At 55.6% G+C, this 25431-nt stretch carries 25 protein-coding genes, 2 rRNA genes and 1 other annotated feature (1 of these 28 cut by a window edge); of the genes, 26 read left to right on the top strand and 1 reads right to left on the bottom strand.

Features of this window, described 5'->3' with window-relative positions; genetic code table 11:
* The 9 genes from L6439_RS25100 to pssA all read left to right on the top strand — a co-directional run.
* Window positions 1–1180, top strand: a 23S ribosomal RNA gene (locus L6439_RS25100); it begins 1765 nt to the left of the window's first position.
* Window positions 1181–1240: 60 nt separating this feature from the next.
* Window positions 1241–1357 (top strand): 5S ribosomal RNA (gene rrf / locus L6439_RS25095).
* Between the two features lie 1131 nt (window positions 1358–2488).
* Complete coding sequence (locus tag L6439_RS25090; protein ID WP_168182421.1) at window positions 2489–2953, top strand: CtsR family transcriptional regulator; 465 nt, start codon at window positions 2489–2491, stop codon at window positions 2951–2953.
* 99 nt (window positions 2954–3052) lie between these two features.
* On the top strand, window positions 3053–3616 hold the full coding sequence (locus tag L6439_RS25085) for a protein-arginine kinase activator protein McsA (RefSeq protein ID WP_213471541.1): 564 nt from the start codon (window positions 3053–3055) through the stop codon (window positions 3614–3616).
* A gap of 51 nt (window positions 3617–3667) precedes the next feature.
* Complete coding sequence (locus L6439_RS25080) at window positions 3668–4753, top strand: protein-arginine kinase McsB (protein ID WP_168182419.1); 1086 nt, start codon at window positions 3668–3670, stop codon at window positions 4751–4753.
* A gap of 2 nt (window positions 4754–4755) precedes the next feature.
* A complete protein-coding gene (gene clpC / locus L6439_RS25075; protein ID WP_197253712.1) occupies window positions 4756–7194 on the top strand; it encodes an ATP-dependent protease ATP-binding subunit ClpC in 2439 nt (812 codons plus the stop codon).
* A 244-nt stretch (window positions 7195–7438) separates the two neighbouring features.
* Window positions 7439–8806 carry a DNA repair protein RadA gene (radA, locus tag L6439_RS25070; protein ID WP_213431080.1) on the top strand — a complete coding sequence of 456 codons (1368 nt, stop codon included), beginning with the start codon at window positions 7439–7441 and terminating at the stop codon, window positions 8804–8806.
* Between the two features lie 16 nt (window positions 8807–8822).
* Window positions 8823–9896 carry a DNA integrity scanning diadenylate cyclase DisA gene (gene disA, locus L6439_RS25065; RefSeq protein WP_006676462.1) on the top strand — a complete coding sequence of 358 codons (1074 nt, stop codon included), beginning with the start codon at window positions 8823–8825 and terminating at the stop codon, window positions 9894–9896.
* A gap of 54 nt (window positions 9897–9950) precedes the next feature.
* Window positions 9951–10679, top strand: a complete 729-nt coding sequence (gene pssA / locus L6439_RS25060) for a CDP-diacylglycerol--serine O-phosphatidyltransferase (protein ID WP_168182416.1) — start codon at window positions 9951–9953, stop codon at window positions 10677–10679.
* A 117-nt stretch (window positions 10680–10796) separates the two neighbouring features.
* On the opposite strand, the gene L6439_RS25055 is transcribed toward pssA, so the two are convergent.
* A complete protein-coding gene (locus L6439_RS25055; protein WP_168182415.1) occupies window positions 10797–11192 on the bottom strand; it encodes a nucleoside triphosphate pyrophosphohydrolase family protein in 396 nt (131 codons plus the stop codon).
* Between the two features lie 202 nt (window positions 11193–11394).
* Between L6439_RS25055 and L6439_RS25050 the strand changes: the two genes are divergently transcribed.
* The 17 genes from L6439_RS25050 (at window position 11395) to rplL (ending at window position 25417) form a co-directional block, all read left to right on the top strand.
* A complete protein-coding gene (locus L6439_RS25050) occupies window positions 11395–12486 on the top strand; it encodes a PIN/TRAM domain-containing protein (RefSeq protein ID WP_213471540.1) in 1092 nt (363 codons plus the stop codon).
* A gap of 43 nt (window positions 12487–12529) precedes the next feature.
* Entirely contained in the window at window positions 12530–13279 is a 750-nt protein-coding gene (gene ispD / locus L6439_RS25045) for a 2-C-methyl-D-erythritol 4-phosphate cytidylyltransferase (protein WP_213471539.1), read from the top strand.
* Complete coding sequence (ispF, locus tag L6439_RS25040; protein ID WP_168182412.1) at window positions 13276–13758, top strand: 2-C-methyl-D-erythritol 2,4-cyclodiphosphate synthase; 483 nt, start codon at window positions 13276–13278, stop codon at window positions 13756–13758. Before ispD ends, ispF begins: the two co-directional genes overlap by 4 nt.
* 58 nt (window positions 13759–13816) lie before the next feature.
* On the top strand, window positions 13817–15271 hold the full coding sequence (gene gltX, locus L6439_RS25035; RefSeq protein WP_213471538.1) for a glutamate--tRNA ligase: 1455 nt from the start codon (window positions 13817–13819) through the stop codon (window positions 15269–15271).
* A 1102-nt stretch (window positions 15272–16373) separates the two neighbouring features.
* Window positions 16374–17063 carry a serine O-acetyltransferase gene (gene cysE / locus L6439_RS25030; protein ID WP_168182410.1) on the top strand — a complete coding sequence of 230 codons (690 nt, stop codon included), beginning with the start codon at window positions 16374–16376 and terminating at the stop codon, window positions 17061–17063.
* Window positions 17064–17100: 37 nt separating this feature from the next.
* On the top strand, window positions 17101–18519 hold the full coding sequence (cysS, locus tag L6439_RS25025; RefSeq protein WP_213471537.1) for a cysteine--tRNA ligase: 1419 nt from the start codon (window positions 17101–17103) through the stop codon (window positions 18517–18519).
* Between the two features lie 71 nt (window positions 18520–18590).
* Window positions 18591–19073, top strand: a complete 483-nt coding sequence (locus tag L6439_RS25020; protein WP_213471536.1) for a Mini-ribonuclease 3 — start codon at window positions 18591–18593, stop codon at window positions 19071–19073.
* A 153-nt stretch (window positions 19074–19226) separates the two neighbouring features.
* A complete protein-coding gene (gene rlmB / locus L6439_RS25015; protein WP_213471535.1) occupies window positions 19227–19964 on the top strand; it encodes a 23S rRNA (guanosine(2251)-2'-O)-methyltransferase RlmB in 738 nt (245 codons plus the stop codon).
* A gap of 2 nt (window positions 19965–19966) precedes the next feature.
* A complete protein-coding gene (locus L6439_RS25010) occupies window positions 19967–20506 on the top strand; it encodes an NYN domain-containing protein (RefSeq protein ID WP_197253690.1) in 540 nt (179 codons plus the stop codon).
* Window positions 20507–20642: 136 nt separating this feature from the next.
* Window positions 20643–21302, top strand: coding sequence for an RNA polymerase sporulation sigma factor SigH (gene sigH / locus L6439_RS25005; protein ID WP_040730925.1), 660 nt, complete (start codon window positions 20643–20645; stop codon window positions 21300–21302).
* 656 nt (window positions 21303–21958) lie between these two features.
* Window positions 21959–22108: a 50S ribosomal protein L33 gene (gene rpmG / locus L6439_RS25000; RefSeq protein WP_006676475.1), complete on the top strand. Its 150-nt coding sequence runs from the start codon at window positions 21959–21961 to the stop codon at window positions 22106–22108.
* A 38-nt stretch (window positions 22109–22146) separates the two neighbouring features.
* On the top strand, window positions 22147–22338 hold the full coding sequence (gene secE / locus L6439_RS24995; RefSeq protein ID WP_172879079.1) for a preprotein translocase subunit SecE: 192 nt from the start codon (window positions 22147–22149) through the stop codon (window positions 22336–22338).
* 23 nt (window positions 22339–22361) lie between these two features.
* Window positions 22362–22895: a transcription termination/antitermination protein NusG gene (gene nusG, locus L6439_RS24990; RefSeq protein ID WP_006284329.1), complete on the top strand. Its 534-nt coding sequence runs from the start codon at window positions 22362–22364 to the stop codon at window positions 22893–22895.
* A gap of 76 nt (window positions 22896–22971) precedes the next feature.
* On the top strand, window positions 22972–23397 hold the full coding sequence (rplK, locus tag L6439_RS24985; RefSeq protein ID WP_006676477.1) for a 50S ribosomal protein L11: 426 nt from the start codon (window positions 22972–22974) through the stop codon (window positions 23395–23397).
* Window positions 23398–23459: 62 nt separating this feature from the next.
* Entirely contained in the window at window positions 23460–24152 is a 693-nt protein-coding gene (rplA, locus tag L6439_RS24980) for a 50S ribosomal protein L1 (RefSeq protein ID WP_168182404.1), read from the top strand.
* A 99-nt stretch (window positions 24153–24251) separates the two neighbouring features.
* Window positions 24252–24416: a sequence feature (ribosomal protein L10 leader region), on the top strand.
* Window positions 24417–24476: 60 nt separating this feature from the next.
* On the top strand, window positions 24477–24980 hold the full coding sequence (gene rplJ, locus L6439_RS24975) for a 50S ribosomal protein L10 (protein WP_168182403.1): 504 nt from the start codon (window positions 24477–24479) through the stop codon (window positions 24978–24980).
* 71 nt (window positions 24981–25051) lie between these two features.
* Window positions 25052–25417: a 50S ribosomal protein L7/L12 gene (gene rplL / locus L6439_RS24970; RefSeq protein WP_168182402.1), complete on the top strand. Its 366-nt coding sequence runs from the start codon at window positions 25052–25054 to the stop codon at window positions 25415–25417.
* Window positions 25418–25431: the final 14 nt, after the last annotated feature.

The raw sequence follows: 25431 nt of genomic DNA, 5'->3' as shown, positions 1-25431 counted from the left end.
GGGGTGCCCCGGTAGGGTTTATAGCCCGAGGGGGCCGCAGTGAATAGGCCCGAGCGACTGTTTAGCAAAAACACAGGTCTGTGCGAAGCCGTAAGGCGAAGTATACGGGCTGACGCCTGCCCGGTGCTGGAAGGTTAAGGGGAGTGGTTAGCTCTTAGAGCGAAGCTATGAACCGAAGCCCCAGTAAACGGCGGCCGTAACTATAACGGTCCTAAGGTAGCGAAATTCCTTGTCAGGTAAATTCTGACCCGCACGAATGGCGTAACGACTTGGGCGCTGTCTCAACGAGAGATCCGGTGAAATTTTAATACCTGTGAAGATGCAGGTTACCCGCGACAAGACGGAAAGACCCCATGGAGCTTTACTGCAGCTTGATATTGGACTTTGGTACGGTCTGTACAGGATAGGTGGGAGCCTGGGAAGCCGGAGCGCCAGCTTCGGTGGAGGCGCCGTTGGGATACCACCCTGATCGTATCGGAGTTCTAACCTGGGACCGTGAAGCCGGTTCGGGGACAGTGTCAGGCGGGCAGTTTGACTGGGGCGGTCGCCTCCTAAAGAGTAACGGAGGCGCCCCAAGGTTCCCTCAGAATGGTTGGAAATCATTCGAAGAGTGCAAAGGCAGAAGGGAGCTTGACTGCGAGACCTACAAGTCGAGCAGGGACGAAAGTCGGGCTTAGTGATCCGGTGGTACCGCATGGAAGGGCCATCGCTCAACGGATAAAAGCTACCCTGGGGATAACAGGCTTATCTCCCCCAAGAGTCCACATCGACGGGGAGGTTTGGCACCTCGATGTCGGCTCATCGCATCCTGGGGCTGAAGTAGGTCCCAAGGGTTGGGCTGTTCGCCCATTAAAGCGGTACGCGAGCTGGGTTCAGAACGTCGTGAGACAGTTCGGTCCCTATCTGTCGCGGGCGTAGGAAATTTGAGAGGAGCTGTCCTTAGTACGAGAGGACCGGGATGGACGTACCGCTGGTGTACCAGTTGTCTCGCCAGAGGCATAGCTGGGTAGCCAAGTACGGAAGGGATAAGCGCTGAAAGCATCTAAGCGTGAAGCCCCCCTCAAGATGAGATTTCCCACATTGGTAAGACCCCTTGAAGACGACGAGGTAGATAGGTTGGAGGTGGAAGTGCAGCAATGCATGGAGCTGACCAATACTAATCGGTCGAGGGCTTATCCTAACGAAGATGATTTGATGATTTGCTTTCGCATTCAGTTTTTAAGGTACAATACCTTATCTGTTTGGTGGCGATAGCGGAGGGGTTCCACGCGTACCCATCCCGAACACGACCGTTAAGCCCTCCAGCGCCGATGGTACTTGGACCGCAGGGTCCTGGGAGAGTAGGACGCTGCCAAGCAGACAAAGACCACTGACTTCTGTCGGTGGTTTTTTTATTTTCCTGAGAATCATACCCCCGGGGCGAACGCAGTCGGATCAGACGGCGGACCCTGAAATGCTGCATACATACAGTATTTTTTACCGTTTGGGTCGATAAACGGCCGAATTCCTGCAAAACTGCATCTTTTCATTCTCTTTTGAAGGAAGTCTACGCAAAACGCCGGAAATTGCTGCACTTTTGCAGGATTCTCTTTTTGGAGTTCCCCTGCTCAACCAATTCCTGCGTTCTTGCAGGATTTCCTTCAACGAGTCTGCGTCTAAGGTCAGGCCCGACGAAGCCACGAAATGTTACTTATTAGTCCCAAATGGCATAATAAAAAATGTTATCCACCTGTGAATATCTTTTTGAACTGCAAAATGCTGCATGTTATCCTCATCATCCACATTTTCATACACAATATCCACGGAATGTTCACAATTTCCAACGGAAATGCTGCTTTCGAAGAATGGATATCCACAGATTCACGAAAAGGAGATATCGAACAAGCAGCTCTTCTGAACTCAGACAGGCAGTGTCTCCATCCACATTGTTAATGCCATTAAAGAAATGACTGGCCATCCCCTCCTTTTCAACATATCCCACCAGACCGCAAGGTCCTTACTAATCTGATTGTCTTAACTCCTTATGTTATAATTGTCTGACCTTCACCTCTCACAATGAGATGCAATGGATTATCTTCAGCATTGTTCAGAATGAGTCATTGTGAATAAGCCCGGATTAGTGGCTGCGGGCGGGGGATCTCAATCGATAAGCTTGCACAAAAAACATTGTGGCTATGCCCGCTCCACGCTTCAATGCCCTGCTCGATGCAGCGGCGAATCCCCTTCTACGCCAACCGTATCCCCTCATTTCTTTTTGTAGTCCAAGTTTATTCTAGGTGAATTTTTGGTAGACTAAATAAGGACCAAGCGTATGAAAAAGCCGCTTGAAACCATAAGAAAAAAGTGCTATCATAAAATCAAGGTCAAAGAAAGTCAAAGTCAGACTTAATTTGACAAAAACCCATTGTTTTTGTCATCACCGAATAAGTAACAGTCAAAAATGGTTAAAGCTAATATAGAGAGAAATGGACGTAAGGGAGGGCAGAAGATGCGCAATATTTCCGATTTGATTGAGCAGCATTTGAAAATCATGTTGATCGATAGTCCGGAAGGCGCGGTGGAGATTCAGCGCAATGATCTCGCAGAGCAGTTCTCCTGTGTTCCTTCCCAGATCAACTATGTGATCAGCACTCGCTTCACTCTGGAGAAGGGTTACGTTGTGGAGAGCAAGCGCGGCGGCGGCGGGTATATCCGCATCCAGCGGATTGAGCTGCCGGATCAGCGTGCGATTCATGCCCATCTATGCGAATCGATCGGGAATCGGATCGGGCAGGAGGCAGCGGAAGGGCTCATATATCAACTGGAAGAAGCGAACGTCATTTCCCGGCGGGAAGCGATACTGCTGCGAGCGGCGGTATCACGCGACAATCTGGCGGTGAAGCTGCCCTACCGGGACGAGATCCGCGCCCGTCTCCTGCGGGCGATGCTGCTCGGGCTGTTAAGCAAGCAATAAGGTAATCTGCCTTTATTTTAACCCGGGGGAAGCAGGCCCAATCCGACTGCCGATCCCTTTACAATAAGTGAATCCACCAGGATAAGGAGGAGAATGGCCATGATGTGTCAACAATGCGGTCAGAAGCCGGCTACTCTGCACTTTACGAAAATCATTAACGGGCAGAAGACGGAATTCCACATCTGTGAATCGTGTGCCCGTGAGAAAGGCGAATGGATACCGGGCACGGCTAACGGCTTCTCCATCCATAATTTGCTGTCAGGACTGCTCGACTTCGATTTGTCCGGCGGAGCAGCCAAGGGAAGCGGCGACTACGGTGCGCAGAAGCCTCAGGCGATGCGCTGCGAGAAATGCGGGCTGACCCACTCCCAGTTCGGGAAGCTGGGCCGCTTCGGATGTGACGAGTGCTATTCCTTCTTCGGCAACCGGCTCGATCCGCTGCTGAAGCGTGTTCATGGGAATACGGTTCATACCGGCAAAATTCCGAAGCGCGGCGGCGGGCGCATTCAACGCAAGCGCGAGCTGGATGAGCTGAAGCTCGAGCTTCAGAAGAGCATTGCCCAGGAAGAATTCGAACGGGCGGCGCAGCTGCGCGACCGTATTCGGCAGCTGGAGAAGGAAGGGAACGAAGGGGGCCCTGACTCGTCTGCTCAGCATGGCTAACCCCCTGAGCGATAGAATGAATGATCGGCAAGGTGAAAGGAGTTGACGAAAATGGCCCAACGCCAATTCATGGAGCATGCGATAAGTGACTGGATGCGCGGCACGGGACCGGACTCCGAGATCGTCATCAGCAGCCGCATCCGCGTAGCGCGTAACCTGTGCGGCGTGCCGTTCCCGCTGCTTGCGACGAACCAGCAATCGGTCGAAGTGCTGAACCAGCTGGCCGCGGTCATGGAGCAGCCGGAGATGTCAGGCTTCCATACGTCTTTTCATCGATGGAACCTGGCGGAACTAAGCGATCTGGAGAAGCAGGTGCTGGTTGAGAAGCATTTGATCTCGCCGACCCTCGTGAATGAATCGCGCAATGGAGCGGTCATTTTGAGCGAGGATGAATCGATCAGCATTATGCTGAACGAGGAAGATCATTTGCGCATTCAATGCCTGTACCCGGGACTGCAGATTCGGGAAGCGTGGGAGCAGGCCAGCCGGATCGATGACATATTCGAAGCGCGTGTCGATTACGCGTTCGACGAGAAGCGGGGATACTTGACCAGCTGCCCGACCAATGTGGGGACAGGGATTCGGGCCTCCGTCATGATGCACTTGCCGGCCCTCGTCATGACGCAGCAGATTAACCGCATTCTCCAGGCAGTTACCCAGGTGGGTCTGGCGGTGCGCGGCATTTACGGCGAAGGCAGCGAAGCGATAGGCAATCTGTTCCAGGTGTCGAACCAGATTACGCTTGGCCAATCGGAAGCCGAGATTATCGACAGCCTGTACAGTGTCGTGAAGCAGATTATCGAGCATGAGAAGACGGCCCGCGACCAGCTGCTCGAGAATAACCGCATGCGCCTGACGGATCGCATTTGCCGATCCTACGGAATATTGAAGCATGCGGCAATTATGGATTCCAAGGAAGCGGCCCAACGGCTGTCGGATATCCGTCTTGGTTCGGATCTCAATATTTTGAACCATCTCGATCCTTCCGACTTCAATGAACTGCTCGTGATGACACAGCCAGGCTTCCTTCAGCATATATACAAGAAATCATTGTCTACGGAAGAACGAGACATGTATCGGGCTAGATTGATACGCGACAAATTAACCAAATCGAAAACGACCAATGGAGGTGCTTGAATATGATGTTCGGAAGATTTACGGAACGTGCCCAGAAAGTATTGGCATTGGCGCAGGAAGAAGCCGTGCGTCTCGGACATAACAATATCGGAACCGAGCATATTTTGCTCGGGCTGATCCGGGAAGGCGAAGGCATCGCAGCCAAGGCGCTCGTGGCCCTCGGCCTCGGCCTGGAGAAGATTCAGGACGAAGTCGAATCCTTGATTGGCCGCGGGCAGGAGCAGCCTACGAATATCGCCTACACTCCGCGCGCCAAAAAAGTCATTGAGCTGTCCATGGACGAAGCCCGCAAGCTTGGCCATACGTATGTGGGCACGGAACATATTTTGCTGGGCCTGATTCGGGAAGGCGAGGGCGTCGCGGCCCGCGTGCTGAACAACCTCGGCATCAGCCTGAACAAGGCGCGCCAGCAAGTGCTGCAGCTGCTGGGCAGCAGCGAAGCGGTATCCAGCCATCACGGGCAATCCCAGAATGTGAGCACGCCGACGCTGGACGGACTGGCGCGCGATCTGACGGCTGCAGCCAAGGAAGGCAATCTCGACCCGGTCATCGGCCGCAGCAAGGAGATTGAGCGCGTCATCCAGGTGCTGAGCCGCCGCACGAAGAACAATCCGGTCCTCATCGGAGAGCCGGGTGTCGGGAAGACCGCGGTAGCGGAAGGGCTCGCCCAGAAGATTATCAACAACGAGATTCCGGAGACGCTGCGCGACAAGCGCGTTATGACGCTCGATATGGGCTCCGTCGTAGCCGGCACGAAGTACCGGGGCGAATTCGAGGATCGGTTGAAAAAAATTATGGATGAGATCCGCCAAGCGGGGAATATCATCCTGTTCATCGACGAGCTGCACACGCTCATCGGCGCGGGCGGAGCGGAAGGCGCTATCGATGCGTCCAACATTTTGAAGCCGGCGCTGGCTCGGGGCGAGCTCCAATGCATCGGGGCCACGACCTTGGATGAGTACCGCAAATATATCGAGAAGGACGCCGCCCTGGAGCGCCGCTTCCAACCGATTACGGTCGATCAGCCGACGATCGAAGAGACGATTCAGATTTTGAAAGGGCTGCGGGACCGCTACGAAGCGCATCACCGCGTCAAGATTAGCGATGAAGCGATTGAGCAGGCCGTGAAGCTGTCCGACCGCTATATTACGGATCGCTTCCTGCCGGACAAAGCCATCGACCTGATTGACGAAGCTGGGTCCAAAGTACGCTTGAATTCCTACACGGTACCGCCGAACCTAAAGGAACTGGAAGCACGTCTGGAAGACATCCGCAAGGAGAAGGACGCTTCCGTGCAGAGCCAGGAATTCGAAAAGGCGGCCGCGCTTCGCGATACGGAGCAGAAGATGCGCGAGGAGCTGGATTCGGTACGGAACCAGTGGAAGGAGAAGCAGGGCCGCATGGATTCCGAGGTTACGCCGGAAGATATCGCCCAGATCGTCTCCAGCTGGACCGGCGTGCCGGTCGTCAAGCTGAAGGAAGAGGAAACGCAGCGTCTTCTCAATATGGAAGAGGTGCTGCATGAGCGCGTCATCGGCCAGGATGAAGCAGTCAAGGCCGTTAGCCGGGCGATTCGCCGGGCACGCGCAGGCTTGAAGGATCCGAAGCGCCCGATGGGCTCCTTCATCTTCCTCGGTCCGACCGGAGTCGGGAAGACGGAATTGGCCCGCGCGCTGGCGGAGTCGCTCTTCGGCGACGAGAACGCGGTTATCCGCATCGATATGTCGGAGTATATGGAGAAGCATTCGACCGCGCGCCTGGTCGGAGCTCCTCCGGGATATGTCGGCTATGAGGAAGGCGGCCAGCTGACCGAGAAGGTGCGCCGCAAGCCATACTCCGTCGTGCTGCTCGATGAGATTGAGAAGGCGCATCCGGAAGTATTCAACATCCTGCTGCAGGTGCTGGAGGATGGACGCCTCACCGATTCGAAGGGACGGGTCGTCGACTTCCGCAACACGCTCATCATTCTGACATCGAATGTCGGCGCCGAGGCGATCAAGCGCAATACGACGCTGGGCTTCACCTCTTCCGACAACAATGAGCGCGACTACAACAATATGAAAGATAAAGTGATGGCTGAATTGAAGAAGAGCTTCCGTCCGGAGTTCTTGAACCGGATTGACGAGATTATCGTCTTCCACTCGCTGGAAGAGAAGCATATCGCCGAGATCGTAACCCTGATGGCCGAGGAGCTTCGCAAGCGGTTGAAGGAGCAGGATGTCGACTTCCAATTGACCGATGCGGCGAAGGCGTTCCTGGCCAAGGAAGGCTACGATCCGGCCTACGGAGCGCGTCCGCTCCGCCGGGCGATTCAGAAGCATATCGAAGATCGCCTGTCCGAGGAATTGCTGAAGGGCGACATCGAGAAGGGCGATTCCGTCACGATCGACGAACAGGACGGCAATCTGGTCGTGCTTCGCAATACGCCGGCCAAGGCCTGACATTTTCATAGGATCCATCCATCCGAGCGCATTTCCTCCTTCGGGAGGAGATGCGTTTTTTTCATGAAATGCGAAAGTCCTTTCACCCCCTACTTAAAAATGGTAAACTTAAAGATAATGTACAATCTTCGGCAAAAGCCAGTAAAAATTTGTCACGCTTTATCTTTGTATTGCGTTATGCCGATAAACCTAATATAGATGTGGCAACCTATACAATGATGAGTCAGTAGGAGTGTCGGCTCATATGGCTAAAGTAAAAACCAAGTTTTTCTGTACGGATTGCGGATATGAATCCCCGAAGTGGATGGGCAAATGCCCGGGCTGCGGCGAGTGGAACACGATGGTGGAGGAGCGGGAGACGGTCGTCAAGACGGCGGGCGTCCACACTTCCCTCATTCAAACGAAAGAAAAACCGCAATCGATCATACAAATAGAAAGTAAACAGGAAGCGCGCCTGTCCACGACGATCGATGAATTGAACCGCGTGCTCGGCGGCGGCGTGGTGCCGGGCTCGCTCATCCTCGTGGGCGGCGACCCGGGCATCGGCAAATCGACGCTGCTGCTCCAGGCGTCCAACGCGCTGGCAGCCAGCGGGTTGAAGGTGCTGTACGTGTCCGGCGAGGAATCGACGCGCCAGACGAAGCTGCGCGCGGACCGGCTCGGGGTGCTGTCCGAGCGGCTGTTCGTTCTGAGCGAGACGAATTTGCAGTATATCGAAGAGGCGATCGAGGCCATGAGCCCCGATTTTCTCGTCATCGACTCGATCCAGACGGTATATCAGCCGTCAGTCGAATCGGCTCCCGGCAGCGTGGCCCAAGTTCGCGAATGCACAAGCGTGTGCATGCGCATTGCGAAGGGAAGAGGCATCGCGACCGTCCTCGTCGGCCATGTGACGAAGGAAGGAGCCATCGCCGGCCCCCGCATGCTGGAGCATATGGTGGACTGCGTGCTTTATTTCGAAGGCGAGCGCCATCATTCGTACCGCATCCTGCGGGCCGTGAAGAACCGCTTCGGTTCCACGAACGAGATCGGCATCTTCGAGATGACGGAAGGCGGCTTGACGGAAGTGAAGAATCCGTCCGAGATGTTCCTTCAGGAACGCCCGCTGGGGGTCTCCGGCTCGACGGTCGTCGCCAGCTTGGAAGGGACGCGCCCGGTCCTTGTCGAGATGCAGGCGCTCGTGTCGGCGACGAACTTCCCTTCGCCGCGGAGAATGTCGACGGGAATCGATCATCAGCGGTTGTCGCTCATCATTGCCGTGCTGGAGAAGCGCATGGGCATGTTCCTTCAGAACCAGGATGCCTATGTGAATGTAGCCGGGGGGCTGAAGCTCGATGAGCCGGCGGTCGATCTTGCGATTGCGGTTGCCTTGGCGTCGAGCTTCCGCGATATGCCGACCCAGGCGTATGATGTCGTCTTCGGCGAAGTGGGACTGACAGGAGAGGTGCGCGCGGTGTCCCGTGCGGAGCAGCGCGTGAAGGAAGCCGAGAAGCTGGGCTTCAAGCGGATTATTTTGCCAGAGAAAAGCCTGCGGGGATGGACCCCTTCTGGACATATTGAGATAGTGGGCGTAAATACGGTAGCGGAAGCATTGACCGCAGCGTTAGGTTAGGGGGCTTAGATATAGAATGAAGGACAGTCAGCAGGATATTATGAACGATCTGTTGCGCATGGTGGCGCCGGGCACTCCGTTCCGCGACGGACTGGAGAACGTGCTCCGGGCGAAGACAGGCGCGCTTATCGTCGTCGGCTACAGCCCGGAAGTGATGGAGGTCGTCGATGGCGGCTTCTCCATCAACAGCGATTTCTCGCCGAGCTACTTGTATGAGTTGGCCAAGATGGACGGCGCGATCATTTTGAGCGAAGACGTGAAGCGGATCCTGTATGCGAACACGCAGCTGATCCCGGATTCCTCCATCCCGTCGATTGAGACGGGGATTCGCCACCGCACGGCGGAGCGGGTCGCGAAGCAGACGGGCAAGCTGGTCGTATCGATATCCCAGCGCCGCAATATCATTACCCTGTACCAAGGCAGCCTCCGGTATGCGCTGAAGGAGATTGGCGTCATCCTGACGAAGGCGAATCAGGCGATTCAGACCTTGGAGAAATATCGAGCCGTGCTCGTTCAGGGAATGACGAACTTAACCGCTTCCGAATTCGAGGAGCAAGTGACGCTGTACGATGTCGTCAATGTGTTGCAACGGATCGAGATGGTATTACGTATTAAAATGGAGATAAAGCGATACATCAACGAACTGGGAACGGAAGGCCGTCTCATCAGCATGCAGTTGGAGGAATTGGTGAGCAACACGGAAGAGGATGCGTGGCTGCTGCTCAAGGATTATGCCCGCGACAACGGGGATGACAAAGTCCGCGAGATTCTCGTTCAACTGAAGAAGAGCACCGCCGACGAGCTGCTGGACGCGCACCATCTGATACGGCTGCTCGGTTACCCGACGACAAGCGCCATCCAGGATGAATCGGTATCTCCGCGCGGTTACCGCGTGCTGAGCAAGATTCCTCGCTTGCCGAACGTCATCATTCAGAACCTGGTAGATACGTTCCAATACTTGCCTCACGTCATGATGGCTACGATCGAAGAACTGGATGACGTGGACGGAATTGGCGAAGTGCGCGCACGCGCCATCAAGGAAGGGCTCAAGCGTATTCAGGAGCAGGTATTCATTGACAGGCAAATTTGATTTTCCTACAATGAAAAGATGAACGTTGGGCATAGTAAAATTAGAGGTGAACCTATGATTACAAAGTCCATTCCGAGCTTGTTTACCGTTGGTAACCTGTTCCTCGGAATCATTTCCATCATGCTTGCGTTTCATAATAATTATGATTTGGCTGCTCTCATGATTATCATCGCAATGCTGCTGGACGGTCTAGACGGCCGCGTGGCCCGGGCCTTGAACGCGCAGAGCGAATTCGGCAAAGAGCTCGATTCCTTGTCCGATGTCATTTCCTTCGGTGTGGCGCCGGCATTTATTATGTACGTGGTCGCTTTTAGCGATATGAACCCGGCGTTGGGTTGGGTCGTTACCGCCATCTTCCCGATTTGCGGGGCGCTCCGGCTGGCCCGCTTCAACGTGAAGGCAGGCATTCCGGGCTACTTCATCGGCTTGCCGATTCCGGCCGCAGGCGGCGTAGCCTGCACCTTGGCGCTGTTCCATGAAAGCATTCCGGCACCGTACCTTATCATCGCCATGCTTTTATTATCGTACTTAATGGTTAGCACCGTGAAATACCCGAATTTCAAAAAGGTCGGCATTTCCAAAAAAGCGCTCTGGCTGACGCCTTTCGTCATCGCGGCAGCTGTCGGCATCGCGCTCTGGAAGCCGGAACAGACGCCGAAGCTCATTTTCGTGCCGCTGGTTCTGTACGCACTGCTCGGCTTAAAAAAAAACGTTAGGATGCTGAAACGGCGCCGAGGCAAACAGCGCGATTCGGAAGAATGGGTCCGCTCGAAGCATTCGTAACGGCATCCTGCACTTGCTATCGTTCATGAGTTTATACCGAAGAAGCCCTCTCCATCGGCGGAGAGGGCTTTTTGCATACCTTGACACAAAAAAGCAGCCGCGCATGCAGCTGCTTCTTCAAGACAAGTTAAAGATACCGAGCGTATCGCACCGGCTGGATTCCTGCTTCACTACATCGTCGAGACTGATGTCGAGGAGGTTGCACAGAGCCGACATGTAGAACAGATGCTTGCCCAGTTCATGCTTCACGATATCTTTGCAATTTTCGCATAAATGGCCGTGAACATGGCTTTCGAGGGACTGGCGAGCTTCCTCCACGTCCATCTCTGCCCTGTAAGGCTGCCGCTTGGCGTGAACCTCCAGGCATCCGCATTCTGTGATTGCCTTCGTCACGGCACGGTTAACCGAGGCGTCGGACTGGCCGTACTTGGACAGAATGTCCAACAGGCTCCGGTGTCGCAGGACAAGATCGGCTACTTGCTCTTGGAGCGCTTGCAAATTGGGAGTACTCATTTCCATCCACCTCTATTCTTGATATGATGCGGCGCACAGCCCGCATAAATCGCTCACAACACGGTTTCATGTCCATTATACGTCTCTGAATTACCAGATTTCAACTTGGACAGGCAGGAAAATCTGGAAGTGAACGATTAGGAGATGGGATCTTGGGCCATAATTGTAAGGAAATCGATTGAAAGTGAGGAGGTGGACGCACATGTTCAAACGTTGGTTTACCGGAATGGCGGGCGTGATCGGCGCCTGGGCCGGTTGGGAGTTCCATGGCTATTGGTACGCCCAGACCATGGGCTTCACGGGATTGGCGAATCCGGGACTATCTGCCGGCCGGCTCGCTTGGGCCTTGGGCGGGGCATTTTGCTTATTTGTACTCAGTCGTGTACTTTTTATGCCGTTGGCAAAAAGCTGGAATGAATGGCGGGAGAGAATCACGCTCATGTCCACAGGAACCTTGGTTACGGGTACGGCGGGCGCTTTCGCCGGAATCTGCTTTGCCGCGCTGCTGACGCCGCTGCTGCGCGAATTCGGAAGTGCCGGGCTGATGCTGTCGGCGGTGTTGCTGGTGCTGTTCGCCAGCGCGGGCATGCAGATTGCGCTGATGAAGCAGCAGGATCTGGCGGAATGGATCGCCGCCCTGCCATGGCTGAGCGAGCCGGTGGCTGAGGAAGAAGAGCTGCGCGCCGAGGAGCATAAAATATTGGACACGAGCGTCATTATCGACGGCCGCATCGCCGACATCTGCAAGACAGGATTCATTGAAGGGACGATCGTCATCCCGGAATTCGTGCTGGAGGAGCTGCAGCATATCGCCGACTCGTCGGACTTGCTGAAGCGTAACCGCGGCCGGAGGGGCTTGGATATTTTGAATAAAATCCAAAAAGAACTGGAAGTGAAGGTCCTGATCTACGAAGGAGACTTCGAGGAGATCTCCGAGGTGGACAGCAAGCTGGTGAAGCTGGCCAAAGTCTTGAAAGGCAAAGTGGTTACGAACGACTTCAACTTGAACAAAGTATGCGAGCTGCAGGGCGTGTCGGTTCTGAACATCAACGACCTGGCCAATGCGGTCAAGCCGGTTGTCCTTCCCGGCGAGGAAATCGTCGTCCAAGTCATCAAGGACGGCAAGGAACATGGCCAAGGCGTCGCTTATCTGGATGACGGCACGATGATCGTCGTCGAAGGCGGGCGCGAATACATCGGCATGACGATGGAGGTGCTCGTGACGAGCGTGCTGCAGACGTCGGCCGGACGCATGATTTTTGCCAAGCCGAAACTGTTGGAAAAAGCCCAATAAAACAGGTATGATGGGAAGAGCACCATCATGGAGGTTGACAGGGATGGAACAGGGCTTTGGAGTGGTTATCGTGGCGGCCGGCAGAGGCTCGCGCATGGGGGCCGCGGAGAGCAAGCAATATTTGACGCTGCTGGACAAGCCGGTCATTATACATACGCTGGAGCGCTTCCAGACGATGCAGACATGCGAAGCCATCGTCTGGGTCGTCTCCCCGGAGGATACGGCCCGCTGCGCCGCTTGGCAGGAGGAGTACGGCCTGGACAAGGTCCGGGCCATCGTCCCCGGCGGCGCGGAGCGGCAGCATTCCGTATATGCCGGGCTCCAGGCGATCCAGGCGTTGGGACTGGACTACGTGCTGATACACGACGGCGTGCGGCCGTTCGTGGAGACGGGCAGCGTAGAGGCCTGCTACCGGGCTGCCAGAGCGCACGGGGCGGCCGTCCTGGCCGTGCCGGTGAAGGATACGATTAAGCAGGTGAACGGAGGCGTCATTACGGCGACGCCGGACCGACGCAGCTTGTGGGCGATTCAGACCCCACAGGCTTTTCGTCTTGCCGACGTGATGGCTGCGCATGAACAGGCCGCGGCGGACGGATTCATCGGCACAGACGATGCGATGCTGGCGGAGCGGGCCGGGATGGAGGTTCGCATCGTGGAAGGCGAGTACACGAATGTGAAGCTGACGACGCCCGACGATCTGGAGTGGGCGTCCTGGTGGCTCGGCCGCCGTGCGGCGGCGCCGGGGGAGAGCGGGAAGACCGGATGGAATGATGAAGGGAGAGGCAGAACATGATACGAGTAGGACAAGGCTTCGATGTGCACCAATTGGTGGAAGGCCGTCCTTGCATTATCGGAGGGGTGCGCATTCCGTATGAGAAGGGGCTGCTTGGCCACTCGGATGCGGATGTGCTGCTGCATACGGTCAGCGATGCGGTGCTCGGGGCGCTCGGGCTGGGCGATATCGGCAAGCACTTCCCGGATACCGATGAAGCCTACAAGGACGCGGACAGCAGCGTCCTGCTGGAGAAGGTTTGGGCGCTCGCCAAGGAGCGGGGCTACCGGCTGGGCAACCTCGACTGCACGATTATCGCGCAGAAGCCGAAGATGCTGCCGTATGTCCCGGAGATGGCCGCTAACCTGGCGCGTCTCCTGGAAGCGGACGTGTCGCAGATCAACGTCAAGGCGACGACGACCGAACAGCTTGGCTTCACGGGCCGGGGGGAAGGCATTGCGGCTCAAGCGGTCGTGTGCTTATTTCACGTTTCGCGGTGATATGGTATCATAATTGGATAGATTCAAGACTAGGCAATGGGTCCGGAGGGGAATTCGAATGAGCAACGACATTCGTGTCCGGTATGCGCCAAGTCCGACAGGACATCTGCATATCGGCAATGCGCGCACGGCATTATTCAACTATTTATTTGCACGCCATCACGGCGGCGACTTTATCGTCCGCATCGAGGATACGGACGTGAAGCGCAATGTGGAAGGCGGCGAAGAGAATCAGTTCAAGTATATGAAATGGCTCGGCATGGATTGGGACGAGAGCGTCGATGTCGGCGGGGAATACGGGCCGTACCGTCAGACCGAGCGTCTCGATATTTATAACAAGCATGTGGATGAGCTGCTTGAGCGCGGTCTCGCCTACCGCTGCTACTGCACGGAGGAGGAGCTGGAGGCGGAGCGGGAAGCGCAGATGGCGCGAGGGGAGACGCCGAAGTATGCGGGCACCTGCCGTCATCTGACGGCGGAGGACCGGGCGCGCCTCGAAGCGGAAGGCCGCCAGCCGAGCATCCGCTTCCGTGTGCCGGAGCAGCGCTCCTATACATTCCACGATCTCGTCAAAGGGGAGATTACGTTCGATTCGGAGACGACCGGCGACTGGGTCATCGTGAAGAAGGACGGCATTCCGACCTATAACTTTGCGGTCGTGCTCGACGATTATTTGATGCGCATCTCGCATGTGCTCCGCGGCGAGGATCATATCACCAATACGCTGCGCCAATTGATGATCTACGAAGCGTTCGGCTGGGAAGCGCCGGTATTCGGGCATATGACGCTCATCGTAAACGAGAACCGGAAGAAGCTGAGCAAGCGGGACGAGTCGATTATCCAGTTCATGGAGCAGTACGAGCAGCTCGGTTATTTGCCGGAAGCGATGCTGAACTTCATCGCGCTGCTTGGCTGGTCGCCGGAAGGTGAAGAAGAGATTTTCTCCCGCGAGGAGCTGATTCGGATTTTCGACGCGAACCGGTTGTCGAAGAGTCCCGCCGTATTCGATACGAACAAATTGGCTCACTTGAACAACGTATACATGAAGCAGGCGGATCCGGAGCGGATTGCGGCGCTGGCCATTCCGCACTTGCAGAAGGCGGGGCGCTTGCCGGAGACGATGAGCGAGGAGCAGCAGGCATGGTCGAAAGCGCTCGTGAAGCTGTATCAGGAGCAGATGACCTGCGCTTCGGACATCGTCGCGCTGTCGGAAATGTTCTTCCGCGAAGAGCTGGCGCTAGAGGAAGAGGCCAAGGCCATCCTCGAGGAGCCGCAGGTTCCGGCGGTGCTGCAGGCGCTGCACGCCAAGCTTGAAGCGGCGGAGGCATGGGACGCCGACACGGTCAAGGCGGCTCTGAAGGAAGTGCAGAAGGAGACCGGCGCCAAGGGCAAAGGGTTGTTCATGCCGGTCCGTGTCGCCGTATCCGGCCAGATGCACGGGCGGGATCTGAACGAGACGATCGTGCTGCTCGGCAAAGAAACCGTACTCAACCGTCTCCATCAACGCGCGTAGGCGGGCAGGCGGGCAGGCAGCGGCAGGACCGGCGGTCTGTCAGCGCCTAGGCGTGTAGCTGGGGAACCGGCACTGCGTGGAGCGCAGATGCGGAATCGTCACGGCGTGGAGCGCAGATGCGGAATCGTCACGGCGAGGAGTGCAGATGCGGGACCGTTACGGCGAGGAGTGCCAATGCGGGCCCCCTCGGTCAAGGGTCATAAATGTCCGCGCAAAGCCTAGGGGTCCAACTTCTTATTGTCATTCGGAGGACCGATCCGATATACTGGGAAGCATCAGGATTAGTGGGACTGCAGGGATTGTCGGGACTTCGTACCGATAGGTTAGACGATGCTCAATAATCGACGACAGGAAGCCGAATCATCCGAAAAAAGGCGTTGAACGGGAGAGCGCCAGCGACACCGAACCGCACAGAGAGAACGACCGGCAGGACGCGGCAGACAGCCAAGGCCTGGCAGGCTGCAAGTCGTTCCGGTTCGCAGCTGGCGCGTTGCGCCCGGAAGCTCCGTCCTTGAGCGTGCCACGGCACGGGTAGGGGGCGGCGGGTTGTCCGCGTTACGGGACAGTGAAGATGGATAGCGATATCCGTTGGTGCAGCCGGATCCTTGCCAAAGGGCTGCCGGCGCCTCATCGCTGTCTATGCAGAGTGGAACCGCGCCTTGCGCCTCTGCAGCCGATACCGGCTGCGGAGGCATTTTTTGTGTGAAGGGCTCGAAGGGCCCTTGTAAAATCATTGATCCTGCAAAAATGCATCAATTTCTCGTCTCGGAGCGGGAATCTGCGTAAATTGCTGCTAGAATGCAGTATTTTTCCGGGATTAGGGCGAAACTCGGCAAAAGCGGCGAGAATTCCTGTATATTTGCAGGATTCATTCAGGTGCTCGCCGGCGTTAATGAAAATCATGTAATTTTACAGCATTTTGGAATGCATGCTTGGACTACACTTTTGAAGTACATTTTGAAGTCCACGTTTGAAGCGTACGTTTGAAGCACACTTTTGAAGTACACATTTGGAGTACACGCATGCGGAAATCCCGAACACCGTGTTCTCCGACCACCGTATGATGAACGAAGCAAGCCGACAAAGAAGAGGGGGACGGGTCATGCGACGCATTTACCGAAGAATGCAATCCGACATCCGGGCCGTATTCGAGAACGACCCGGCGGCACGCAGCCGATTTGAAGTGATTTTTACCTATTCCGGCCTGCACGCGATCTGGGCTCATCTGGCGGCGCATTGGTTCTATAAGCACCGCTGGTTCACGATCGCCCGCATTATCTCCCAGGTGAGCCGCTTCTTTACGGGCATCGAGATACATCCCGGCGCCCGCATCGGGGAACGGCTGTTCATCGACCACGGCATGGGCGTCGTTATCGGCGAGACCTGCGAGATCGGGAACGATGTCGTGATCTACCAAGGCGTCACGCTTGGCGGTACCGGCAAGGAGAAAGGCAAGCGACACCCGACGATCGGGAACAATGTCGTTATCGCCTCCGGGGCCAAGGTGCTCGGGTCGTTCAAGGTCGGGGACAATTCGAATATCGGGGCCAACTCCGTCGTCCTGCGGGAGGTGCCGGCCAACTGCACGGTCGTCGGCATTCCGGGCCGGATCGTGAAGCAGGACGGCATCCGCGTCGACCGGCTCAACCATGCCCAGCTTCCGGATCCGGTCATTGATATGCTGCGCGGGATGCAGCGGGAGATCGATGCGCTGCGCGCGGAGCTGGAGCAGCACAAGCAGGAGACGGCGGCCCCCCGCGAGGGCTCCGCAGAGCTTGCGCAACGTCAATAGCCCGTACGGGCACATGAAACAGGGAGGTTAACTCAACATGACGCTTCAGATTTACAACACGATGACGCGCCGCAAGGAAACGTTCGTTCCGGTCAATCCGGATAAGGTGAACATGTATGTATGCGGCCCGACCGTGTACGATTATATTCATATCGGAAATGCCCGCCCTCAGATCGTCTTCGATGTGGTGCGGCGCTATTTGGAACAGATCGGCTATGAAGTGAATTATGTCGTGAATTTCACCGATGTGGACGATCGCCTCATCCGCAAGTCGATGGAGACGGGCGATCCCGTGCCTGTCATCGCGGAACGGTTCATCCAGGCGTTCTATGAGGATATCGATGGCCTCGGCGTGCGCCGCGCGACGCACAATCCGCGCGTGCTCGATCATATCGGGGAAATTATCGCCTTCATCGCCAATCTGGTGGAGGAAGGCTATGCTTACGAATCCGGCAAGGATGTCTACTTCCGCACGAACCGGTTCCAAGAATACGGGAAGCTCTCCCATCAGAACCTGGAGGAGCTGCAGCACGGCATCCGGGTCGAGGTCGACGAGCGGAAAGAGAATCCGGAAGACTTCGTGCTCTGGAAGGCGGCGAAGCTGGGAGAGATCTCGTGGCCGAGCCCGTGGGGCGAGGGCCGTCCGGGATGGCATATCGAGTGCTCCGCCATGGCGCGCAAGTTTTTGGGCGATACGCTGGATATTCACGGCGGAGGCCAGGATCTGCAATTCCCGCATCACGAGTGCGAAGTGGCGCAATCCGAATCGCTGACCGGCAAGCCGCTCGCGAATATTTGGATGCATAACGGGTACATTCATATCAACAACGAAAAAATGTCGAAATCGCTCGGCAACGGCGTCATCGTCAAGGAACTCCGCGCGCGTTACAAAATGGAGGCGATCCGCTACTTCATCCTCGCCACCCATTACCGCAATCCGCTCAATTTCAGCGAGGAAGCGATGATGCAGGCCGAGAAGAGCGTGGGCCGCATCGTCAATGCGGTCCAGAATCTACGCCATCTGCTCAAGTCGGCGGAGGACACCGCGGAGCGCGAGCCGGACGAGGCGTTGCAGCAGAAGCTGGCCGGCATCCTCGATACGTTCGACGCGAAGATGCAGGACGACTTCAATACGGCCGATGCGATTACGGCCATGTTCGATTGGGTGAACCTGGCGAACAGCACGATGCAGCAGGGAAGCGAGGACGAACGGCGGACGGCGAATCTGCAAGCGCTGCTCGATGCGCTCGAGGCGATGAACAATGTCCTCGGGCTCGTACCGGAGCAGGAGGAAGAGGAACTGCTTGACGAGGAGATCGACCGCCTGATTCAGGAGCGCGCCGAAGCGCGCCAGGCGAAGAACTGGGCGCGCGCCGATGAGATTCGCGATATGTTGACCGCTCAGGGCATCATCCTGGAAGATACGCCGCAGGGCATCCGTTGGCGCCGCAAATGAGGGAGCCGCGAGTGCAGCCGGATACAAAGGACGGAGCAACAGACGTGAGGAATGACAATGAGGAACAGGGAATGAATGCCGTGCGCCCGGACGGCGCAGAGGCGGGAGGGACATGGCTGTTCCCTTACCCGCCGGCGAAGGAGCCGAAGCTGCTGCCGCCGATCGTGCTGGCGTATATGGGCGATGCGGTCTATGAGATGGCGATCCGGCAGTATCTCATCTCGATGCCGAACCACCGGCCGCAGGTGCTGCACCGGCAGGCGACACGCTACGTGTCGGCCAAGTCGCAGGCGCGGGCGCTTGCGCGGCTTGCGCCGATGCTGACGGCGGAGGAGGCGGACATCGTTCGCCAGGGGCGCAATGCCAAGTCCGCGGTGCCGAAGAGCGCCAATGTGAATGAGTACCGCCAGGCGACGGCGCTGGAGGCGCTGTTCGGCTACTTGTACTTTATCGGCCGCGGCGACCGAATTCGGGAGCTGGCCGAGATCATCGTGCAGGCGCCGGATGGGGAGGAAGCGCCGTCACAAGCGGGTGCGCGCGGGAAGCCCGATTAAAGGATAGCGGCGAAGTGGCCGGGGGAGCGGGAATTGGATGCCCGCTCCGGAGGCGAACATTCGCCCAAGCCGGCCCGGCCGCGACAGCCGGTACAACCCGGAATAAGCAGTGAGAGGCAATAGGAAGCAACAATTACGGGAGGCAGCAGAGACATGGAAGAATACATTGCCGGGAAGCACTCGGTCACCGAGGCGCTCCGCTCCGGCCGTACCATTCATAAAATATGGATTGCGGACAACGCGCAGAAGCATCTGACGCAGCCGATTACCGCCGAAGCGAAGAAGGCGGGCGTCATCGTTCAGACCGTGGACAAGCGCAAGCTCGATCAGATGGCCGAGGGCGTTCAGCATCAAGGGGTCGTCGCCCAGGTGGCCGCTTACGGCTATGTGGAGGTGGACGACATCCTCGCCCGGGCGGAGGCGAAGGGAGAGACGCCGTTCCTCCTGATCCTCGACGAGATCGAGGATCCGCATAATCTCGGATCGATTCTGCGGACGGCCGACTGCACGGGGGTGCATGGCGTCATCATTCCGAAGCGGCGTTCGGTCGGCTTGACCGCCACCGTGTCCAAAACATCCGCCGGCGCCGTGGAATATGTGCCGGTCGCGCGGGTAACGAATCTGGCGCAGACGATGGAGCAGTTGAAGGAGCGGGGCGTCTGGCTTGTCGGAACCGATGTGTCCGCGACCCAGGACCTGTACGAGACGGACCTGTTTACGATGCCGCTCGCGCTGGTCATCGGAAATGAGAGCAAGGGCATGGGCCGCCTCGTCAAGCAGACCTGCGATGCGCTGCTGAAGCTTCCGATGGCCGGACAGATCAATTCGTTAAATGCGTCGGTCGCCGCCGGGATATTCATGTATGAGGTCGTGCGCCGGCGCCGCGGCTGAGAATGCGCCAGCAAGATTGGCGCGACGTGCTGTTGGTCGATGGCTACAATATGATCGGCGCCTGGCACGAGCTGAAGCAGCTGGCAGACCGGAGGCTCGAGGACGCGCGCGACCGCCTGCTGGACAACCTGGCGGAATACCAGGCGTATTCCGGCCGGCGGGTCATCGCCGTCTTTGACGCCTACCGCGTCCCCGGTCTGGGGGCTACCTATACCCAGGGCAAGATCGAAGTCTACTTCACGAAGGAGAAGGAGACGGCGGACGAATGCATCGAGCGTCTTGTCAAGGAGCTCTCCCATCGCCGGCGCCAGATCTATGTTGCCACTTCGGATATGACAGAGCAGCGCGTCGTCCTCGGCCTCGGCGCGCTGCGGATATCGGCACGCGAGCTTCGGATCATCGTGGAGCAATCGAGGCGGGAGGTGGAGAGCCGGATTCGCGAGCATGCCTCGAAGCCGGTGAAGCGCAATCCGCTGGAAGGAAAGCTCAGCCTCGACCAACTGCTGAAGCTCGAACGGATGCGCCGGGGGGAAGAAGATTAGGACAATTTGTCGAATAGCTGGAATTCCGCGCCGGATAAGGCTTTCCTTGGTTGACGGTGCGAGATAGATTCATATATACTGAATCTATCATTTGTGATGTGACGGTGAATTGCGTTGCAGGCCGGAGGGATTGCTAGTGAGTGTTGACCTCAGAGCATTGAGCACCCCCTGTCCGTACGAACGGTTGTCGGATGAACTTCTCGTCGACGCAGTTCGTGAGGGAGACAGCGAAGCGCTAGAGTATTTAATTAACAAGTACCGTAATTTCGTACGTGCCAAGGCACGCTCTTATTTTTTGATAGGAGCCGATCGCGAGGATATCGTACAAGAAGGTATGATCGGATTATATAAGTCAATCCGGGATTTCAAGGGCGATAAGTTGGCTTCATTCAAGGCGTTTGCCGAACTGTGCATCACGAGGCAGATCATTACCGCAATCAAGACGGCAACGCGCCAGAAGCATATTCCATTGAACTCCTATGTATCCTTGGACAAGCCGATCTATGATGAGGATTCGGACCGCACGCTTCTTGATATTATCGGAGGCTCCCGCGTGTCGGATCCCGAAGAGTTGATTATCAATCAGGAAGAATTCGTCGGACTGGAAGACAAGATGGCCGAGATTTTGAGCGATCTTGAGCGCAGAGTGCTAATGTTGTATTTGGATGGCCGATCCTATCAGGAGATTGCCGTTGACCTGGATCGCCATGTCAAGTCGATAGACAACGCCCTCCAGCGCGTCAAGCGCAAGCTGGAGCGCTATCTGGAACTGCGGGACGGCGACGGAGAAGAGTAGAAGAAAAGTGTCCGTGGCTTCTATAAGAAACTTGTTCAAAAAGGCTGGCGCTCCGCGCCGGAAGGTTGCTTGAGCACGAGTAAAGAGCATCGGGATGTAGTTGAGGCTGCATGATCGGCTAAAATGTTTCTCTTGGAAACATGCTTCGAAGCTGGCTCTCTCCGAGAGGAAGCGCAAGATTCGATGCTGCCTGCCTGAGCTGCTCGTGATCACAAGCGGACTTTTTGAACACCCTCTGCGAGGAGAGGCCGGACGCTTTCTTTTTTTGCCCAACTCTCCCCTTCTGCTGACCGCCCCTATCGCCTTGTCTGTCGATTGCCTCATCGTCGCAGGTTTAGATTTGTTCAGATTCCACAATAATGAATAATAGTCGATTCGAGAGAGCGGATTTACCAGCAAGCAGCTGTTCTACGGCATAGCGAGGAAGCCCTGCGAACCCCACAGCAGCGCTATCTTTTCATTGACTTCAATTGACCCTTGTGATAAAGTGTTTTAGGTAGGCCTAAATATGCGTACGTATTACTGAGTAAGCTTGGCTTATTCAGCTTGCGGGAACGGAAGCTCCCTGTCATCGGGCAGGAGGGCGTATCCGTATTCGTTAGACTATAATTTCGACGCTTCTTATCACAATAAGGTGTCTTCAGGAGGTGTACTACATGCGGGTAATTATTACGATGGCTTGCACGAGCTGCAAACAACGCAACTACACGACGACAAAGAACAAGCGCAATCACCCAGACCGCATTGAGTTGAAGAAATTCTGCAAGTTCTGCAACGAGCATACTTCTCATCGCGAAACGAGATAAGTCTGATGGAGGTGTAGTCCGTGGCTTTCTTCGGGAAACTGAAACAACCTTTCAGTTCATTGTTTTCCTTCTTTGCCGACAGCTGGGGTGAATTAAAAAAAGTTCGCTGGCCCAATCGTAAAGAACTGACAAGCTATACGCTGGTCGTATTGGGGACGGTTATCTTTATGACGCTTTATTTCTGGGTCCTTGACATCGGGATTTCCGCGATCGTCGAAGCGATTATTTAATAAAGTCCCAAGGTGGCTTAGTTATGGAAAAGAGATGGTACGTTGTTCATACCTACTCCGGGTATGAGAACAAAGTGAAAGCCAATCTGGAAAAGCGCGTCGAATCCATGGGAATGGAAGACAAGATATTCCGGGTTCTTGTTCCGATGGAAGAAGAATTGGTGAACAAAGACGGCAAGAAAAAAACCGTCATGCGCAAGGTTTACCCTGGCTATGTTTTGGTTGAGATGATCCAGACGGATGAATCTTGGTATGTTGTCCGCAATACGCCGGGCGTCACTGGATTTGTCGGTTCCACCGGATCCGGCTCCAAGCCGATTCCTCTGATGCCGGAAGAGGTTGAACAGATTTTGCGGCAGATGGGAATGGAAGAGCCGAAGCCGAAGGTCGATTTCGAGTTGAAGGAATCGGTACGCATTAAGGTAGGGCCTTTCGCTAACTTTGTCGGCACGGTCGAAGAGATCCTTCTCGATAAAGCGAAGTTGAAGGTCCATGTTAACATGTTTGGAAGGGAAACCCCGCTTGAACTGGATTACCATCAGGTGGAGAAGATTTAATACATCTTTGACAGGTTTTCTAATGTGAGAGGGGCTTGCTCCGGACTCACATATTAGCGCAAGGAGGTGTACGACAATGGCAAAAAAAGTCATCAAAGTGGTAAAATTGCAGATTCCTGCAGGGAAAGCGAATCCTGCGCCGCCGGTCGGTCCAGCATTGGGTCAAGCAGGCGTGAACATCATGGCATTCTGTAAGGAATTCAACGCGAAGACTGCCGATCAAGCAGGCCTTATCATTCCTGTTGAAATCACAGTATTCGAGGATCGCTCCTTTACGTTCATCACGAAGACGCCTCCAGCAGCAGTATTGCTGAAAGTGGCTTCCAAGATCGAAAAAGGTTCCGGCGAGCCAAACAAAAAGAAAGTAGCTACAGTGAAGCGCGACACGGTTCGCCAAATCGCTGAGCAAAAAATGCCAGACCTGAATGCGGCATCCGTAGAATCGGCTATGCGCATGGTTGAAGGCACAGCCCGCAGCATGGGTATCGTCATCGAAGACTAATCGGGTCTGCGTGACAGATGTGGGAGGTCCAACCGCTATTACCACGAAGGAGGAACAAAATCATGGCAAAACGTGGCAAGAAGTATGAAGAAGCCGCGAAGTTGATCGATAGAGATGCAACTTATGAGCCGGCGGAAGCCATTGAATTGGTGAAAAAGTCGGCTACGGCTAAATTTGACGAAACCGTTGAAGTTGCTGTGCGCCTGGGCGTTGACCCGCGCAAACAGGACCAAAACGTGCGTGGGGTAGTTGTGCTTCCTCACGGAACAGGTAAGACGAAACGCGTTCTCGTCTTTGCAAAAGGCGAAAAAGCGAAAGAAGCGGAAGCGGCTGGCGCTGATTTTGTAGGTGATCAGGACATGATCAACAAAATCCAGCAAGGCTGGTTCGACTTCGATGTCTGCGTGGCAACACCGGACATGATGAGCGAAGTAGGTAAATTGGGCCGTATCCTCGGCGGTAAAGGCCTGATGCCTAACCCGAAAGCCGGCACGGTTACATTCGATGTTGCCAAGGCGATCCAAGAGATCAAAGCGGGTAAAATCGAGTACCGTCTGGACAGAGCGGGCCAAATTCATGCGCCTATCGGAAAAGCGTCCTTCAGTGCTGAACAGTTGAATGAAAACCTGAAAGCACTCATCGACGCGCTGAACCGTGCGAAGCCGGCAGCAGCCAAAGGCGTATACATGAAGAACATCGCGGTATCTTCCACGATGGGACCTGCCGTACGCGTGAACACGGCGAACTACCGCTAAGTTTGACAGTCTCTCGCATTGTTGGTCTGCTATAGTTAAGGTTGACACCGGTTAGCCATCTATGGTATTCTAATGAGGTTGTGAGATTCGCGCGTATGTTGAAAATGAATAATCGTACCATAGACAGTAGGTGCCGTAAGGCTTAATCTCCTACCGAGGTGTTCGAAATAGAAGATGCGGTGGCGCATGGGAACATGCGTGATCAGGCGCCGCTGCATTCGTGATGCCTCTGTAGATTGCTGCAGAGGCTTTTCTTATGCTCGTGTAGGCAGAACATAATAGTCCAGGATGCGGTTAGATAAGAACTTGTAGGAGGTGGATCGAGTGGCAAACGCAAAAGTTATCGAAGCGAAACAGCAAGAAGTGAAAGTAATCGCAGAGAAACTGCGTGGCAGCGTAACGACGGTTGTTGCCGACTATCGTGGTTTGAACGTGTCTCAAGTGACTGAACTTCGCAAGCAGCTTCGCGAAGCGGGCATCGAGTTCCAAGTGTTGAAGAACACGATGGTTCGCCGCGCGACAGCGGAAGCGGAATTGACTGAGCTGGATCAAGTGTTGTCCGGACCGACGGCTATCGCTTTCAGCCCGGAAGACGCAGTAGCTCCTGCGAAGATTTTGAATGATTTTGCGAAGAAGAATGACGCTCTTGAGATCAAAGGTGGCGTGGTCGAAGGCCGCGTTGTCGATGTAGCTCAGATCAAAGCACTGGCCGAGCTGCCTTCCCGCGAAGGTTTGCTGTCCATGTTGCTCAGCGTGCTCCAAGCGCCTATGCGCAACTTCGCACTCGCCGTCAAGGCGGTCGCAGAGAAGCAAGAAGCAGAAGCGTAAGAGACTTCCGTGCCCATCCGGGGACGTGAACATTTACTACTATCACTTACTATGAATATGGAGGTTTAACCATGAGCAAAGAGCAAATCTTGGAAGCCATCAAAGGCATGTCCGTATTGGAACTGAACGACCTGGTTAAAGCAATCGAAGAAGAATTCGGCGTAACCGCTGCAGCTCCTGTGGCAGTTATGGCTGGCGGTGCTGGCGATGCTGGCGCAGCTGAGCAATCCGAATTCGACGTAATTCTGACGAACCCAGGCGCTGGCAAAATCAACGTCATCAAAGTCGTTCGCGAAATCACAGGTCTCGGCCTGAAAGAAGCGAAAGATCTCGTAGACAACGCACCAAAGCCATTGAAAGAAAAAGTAAGCAAAGAAGAAGCAGAAGCAGTAAAAGCGAAGCTCGAAGAAGCTGGCGCAACTGTAGAACTGAAATAGTATTTGCTTGCTGA

It is taken from the genome of Paenibacillus dendritiformis (genome assembly GCF_021654795.1).
Lineage (GTDB): Bacteria > Bacillota > Bacilli > Paenibacillales > Paenibacillaceae > Paenibacillus_B.
This window is presented reverse-complemented; position numbering and strand designations above follow the sequence as displayed.